General features: G+C 50.0%; 5 protein-coding genes. 2 read left to right on the top strand and 3 right to left on the bottom strand.

Going from position 1 to position 4,123, the window contains the following annotated elements; translation table 11 throughout:
- The 3 genes from Q7V06_RS08680 to Q7V06_RS08670 form a co-directional block, all read right to left on the bottom strand.
- A partial coding sequence (locus Q7V06_RS08680) for a hypothetical protein (protein WP_304840627.1) occupies positions 1–191 on the bottom strand: 191 nt, incomplete at its 3' end.
- A 5-nt stretch (positions 192–196) separates the two neighbouring features.
- Entirely contained in the window at positions 197–1,252 is a 1,056-nt protein-coding gene (locus Q7V06_RS08675) for an ABC transporter permease (protein ID WP_304840625.1), read from the bottom strand.
- Positions 1,249–2,157: an ABC transporter ATP-binding protein gene (locus Q7V06_RS08670; protein WP_304840623.1), complete on the bottom strand. Its 909-nt coding sequence runs from the start codon at positions 2,155–2,157 to the stop codon at positions 1,249–1,251. Before Q7V06_RS08670 ends, Q7V06_RS08675 begins: the two co-directional genes overlap by 4 nt.
- Before the next feature lie 152 nt (positions 2,158–2,309).
- On the opposite strand from Q7V06_RS08670, the gene Q7V06_RS08665 reads away from it, so the two are divergent.
- Together Q7V06_RS08665 and Q7V06_RS08660 are read left to right on the top strand one after the other, a co-directional pair.
- A complete protein-coding gene (locus tag Q7V06_RS08665) occupies positions 2,310–3,065 on the top strand; it encodes a hypothetical protein (protein ID WP_304840621.1) in 756 nt (251 codons plus the stop codon).
- A gap of 2 nt (positions 3,066–3,067) precedes the next feature.
- Positions 3,068–3,796, top strand: coding sequence for a winged helix-turn-helix transcriptional regulator (locus tag Q7V06_RS08660; RefSeq protein ID WP_304840619.1), 729 nt, complete (start codon positions 3,068–3,070; stop codon positions 3,794–3,796).
- Positions 3,797–4,123 lie beyond the last annotated feature (327 nt).

The following is a 4,123-nucleotide window of genomic DNA, read 5'->3' as shown; positions in this document are numbered from 1 at the left end:
AGACGACCGGTCTCTCCGGTTCCGGTACTCTCGACTACGATCGGGAAGGAGATGATCGTCCCTGCCTCGACACTCCTGCCTGGAAATGGTGTTGATATCGAGTATTGTTTGGTATAGTCTGTAGTTGCCGCACCATATCCTGTTACAACGATACAGAGGATCAACCCAATAATAAAAATACGACGTATCAAACTGATCACCTGAGATCCATCCGCATAAACCTCATATATGCAATACCAAAGAAGATCGCAGGAAATGCGAGGAGTGCCAGGAGGTGGGAGAGTATCGATTCTGAGGTGTCTGATGCCTGGGTCTGGGCAATCATACCGCCGCCCGGTCCTGATCTCACCGTGACTGTCATTGAACTCGTGCTTGTGAGTGCATCAGAGATTGAATCAAAGCTCATCGTCGGGGAGAAGAGCGATGCGATATCGATCACTGCCTGCCTCCGTGATCGCCAATCCTGGATATCCTCGCGGTATTTCTGGAAATCTTCAGATTCTGTCATCGCCTGGAAATTTCGCCCGCCCTCGCGACTGTCGATTGAGACAGATTGTATCATACGCGGCATCGTCGGAGCATCACCTGCAATTGCGTCTGCTGCACCGTTCTCAATAAGTACCGGCAGGAGGCCGGAGAGGAGGATGAAGATGATCAGCGTATAGACGAGTGCTGTTCCGCTTGTTTCAGATATCGCCGACATACAGAGTGCAATCGCAAAGTAGGCGATGATCATCAGAAATGCAGAGAACGAAAAGATCGCAATCGATGACCATTCATCTCCGCCCGGTACAATGCCGGTGATCAGCATGAGTGCTATTGATACCGCAATTGTTGCAGCAAATATCAAAGCAAGTGCACCTCCTGCTCCAATCGCTTTTCCGTTGATCACCTCGTCCCGGAAGACCGGGTGGGAGAGGAGCACCTTCAGCGACTTTGTCTCCCGCTCACGGGTGATCAGGTCAAAGCCAGAAGTGATCCCTAGCAGTGCCCCCATCGTGACGAGGAGTGCACCAACAGATCCAAAGATGATCATCGGTGAGGGGCGTGTATCCATCAGCCCGCGCTCCTGTGTCCCTGCGGTTGATAAGAGTTCATTGTAGGAATCGAGAGTATCCTGGTACTCAGCGATCCCGCCGATTATCCCGATCACCGATATTGCAAAGAATATCGCAAATATCGCAAGAATTGTCCTGTTCCGGAATGAATCTGAGAACTCTTTCTCTGCAATGACGAAGAGTGCGTTGCTCATGACCTCGCCTCCTCCCTGAAACGCTGGAGAAGCGCCTCTTCTGCTGATTCTGAATCGATCTGAAGATTCCTGAGAGGTACTCCGGCAGAAGCAACCAGATCAGAGATAGCATCCCGGATATCGTGGTCAGCAGCGATCACAGCCCCGACCCGATCAGGGGTATAGATTACCGAACTGATCCCCTGGATCGGAAACTCAGGGAGTGGTCTTCGCCCCTCAACACGTATCACAACTCCCTTTCCATGGTCTGCGATCTCCTGCCATGTGCCATCTGCTACAAGTTTTCCGCGTGATAGGAGTGCGATTCGTGTACAGATCACACTCACCTCAGCGAGGATATGGGAGGATACCAGGATCGTTGATCCGGCTGCTGCTGCCTCCCTGACGATCCGGCGGTAATCGGAGACACCGACCGGGTCGAGATTTGCTGTAGGTTCGTCAAGAATGATGACCGGCGGCTCGTTCAATAATGCCTTCGCAAGACCGAGCCGCTGCCGCATCCCCTTTGAATATCCGCCAACCTGGGTTTGTACTCCATCAAGTCCGACGAGAACAAGGAGGTCATCTATCCGTCTTTTCCTCTTTTCCCTCTCCATCTCGTAGAGCTTTCCGAAGAAGTCGAGGTTTTCTGCAGCAGTGAGGCGTGGATAAAAACCCACATCTTCAGGCATGTATCCGATCAACGCTTTCGCACGCTTTGGTTCTTTCTGCATCTCATATCCAGCGATCCGAATTTCACCTCCATCCGGCTCGATTAAGCCCGTTGTCATCAGGATGGTGGTGCTCTTCCCTGCACCGTTTGGTCCAAGGAGTCCGATGATCTCCCCCTCACCGATAGAGAGGGAGAGGCTGTCTACTGCAGCCACCCCATTGTACCGTTTCGTCAGGTCTGTCAGTTCTATCATGTTCAGAAGAATGAATGACGAGTGTTAAGTAGGGTTTTCTCACACATTCCTCAACATGTCGCATCTGCCGTCTGTCGTCCGGATTCTCTCTGAAGAAATCTGTAGATGATTGTACCATATCCTTTATACCATTCAAAAGAGTAAATTAAAGAATGATCGACCGACGCAGGATATGGATCTCATTCATCCTCATTGCGTTGCTGATAACTCCGGGATCGGCCGTAATGATTCATGCGGTTGATGATGTATCATTCATCATAAACCAGGAACAGGAGATCCAGCCTGCGGAAATGACACTTCTCATCTATAATTCAATGGATGGCAACCAACCCTATGGACAAGTCAGGATAAGAATCACCCCCTCCCAACAGCCTATGGAATTTCAGTCTCCGACACAAAATATGATGCCTCGTACCATATCATCAATGACATGGACTTCAGGCGATGAGAATGAACGGACACAGAGGATTTTCCATATCAAACGATACGATCCCTATTTTCCTCTCATGCTCTCAGCGAAAAGACTGAAGATGTGGATGAATCCATCGACAGTTCCGAATATGAATGTCTATATGGTCAATACTATACCTGTACAGCCTGAGGAGACCGAGATACTTGAGTGGCGATCACTGAATGGAGGTGAGATTGATTATTCTACCCTCCACATTCCGGCAGACAGGGACCGACTCTGGGTTGACCTCCGGTTTGAAGGATATCCTCTCATCTTCACAGCATATTCACCTGATACCATCCTCGGTCCGTTTGAAGATGGTGATGATGATCTGATTGATGGTCGGATTTATCTTGAGATCGCAGGTGAAGATGCTATCCCCGAAGGTGAGTGGTACTTCCGAATAGAGAACACCGGTCAGGAAGAGACCTGGTTTGCATTCACGATCTGGTATTGATTATGTCACGGCGTTTACTCTTCATATTCTTCTTCATGGTAGCGTTTGTTACTTCTGTCGCGGCTTCTCCATACATGATCAGTTCAGGTCATGAGAACCCGCCTGTCGGGGCTGTTCCGGTGACACCGACACCGATCAGTCTCTTTGAGCTTCCCCTCTGGATCTTCCTCCTCCAGGTGGCATGTTTTCCCCTTGAGAGTGTGGCAGCACTAAAAATATGGGTGATCGGCGGGTACAGACGCATCTTTGGATCAAATGTACTCGGGAATACTCTGAGAAAAGAGATATTCGAGCGGATCTGTAGTGAACCTGGCATCCATCTGCATGAGGTTGCCAGAAGGACCGGGGCAACCCTGAGTACAATCCGATACCATTGTGCGATCCTTGAGCGATCGCATATGATCAGAGTAATGGAAGAGAAGGGTTTTCGAAGATTCTTTCAGAATGGTGGTGCTTATTCCCGCGATGAACTGGATCTCCTCTCCTGCCTTCGTTCAAAAACCTCTTCAGAGATCCTCCGCATCGTTATGGTACGCCCTGAGATCTCTCGTCAGGAGATCGCAGATGCCATTGGAAAGAGTGGGCCTTCGATCACCTGGCATATGAAAAGGCTCGAAGAGAAAGGGCTCCTCTCGATCCGAAGAGAGGGGAGACTGGTCCGGTATCGGATAGATGAGCCGACCTCGCTCCTCCTTGCCAGAACGATGGCAAAGACAGAAGTGGCAGGGTAAGAGTCCTCTTCTGGGGTTATTGCACGAACCACAGTCGCCCCCTCTGATGGAAAAATCCCTCCACCTTACTCTTCTCGCCTTTGCGTGATCATTTCTCTTCAATCCAGGAAATGGATTCACGCTCAAGGATGCTCAAGGCCGCCAAGTTTTCTTGTATTGGGGTTAGGCACCAGCTCTCTTTGCGCCTTAGCGTGAGTATTCTTCTCCAATCCTGGAAATGGTATCACGCAAAGCCGCCAAGCCGCCAAGTTTTCTTGTATTGGGGTTAGGCACCAGCTCTCTTTGCGCCTTAGTGTGAGTATTCTTCTCCAATCCTGGAAATGGTAT

The sequence above is a fragment of the Methanocalculus sp. genome, assembly GCF_030651615.1.
Classification (GTDB): domain Archaea; phylum Halobacteriota; class Methanomicrobia; order Methanomicrobiales; family Methanocorpusculaceae; genus Methanocalculus.
The sequence above is the reverse complement of the archived record's forward strand: the minus strand, read 5'-3'. Positions and strand labels throughout refer to the sequence as shown.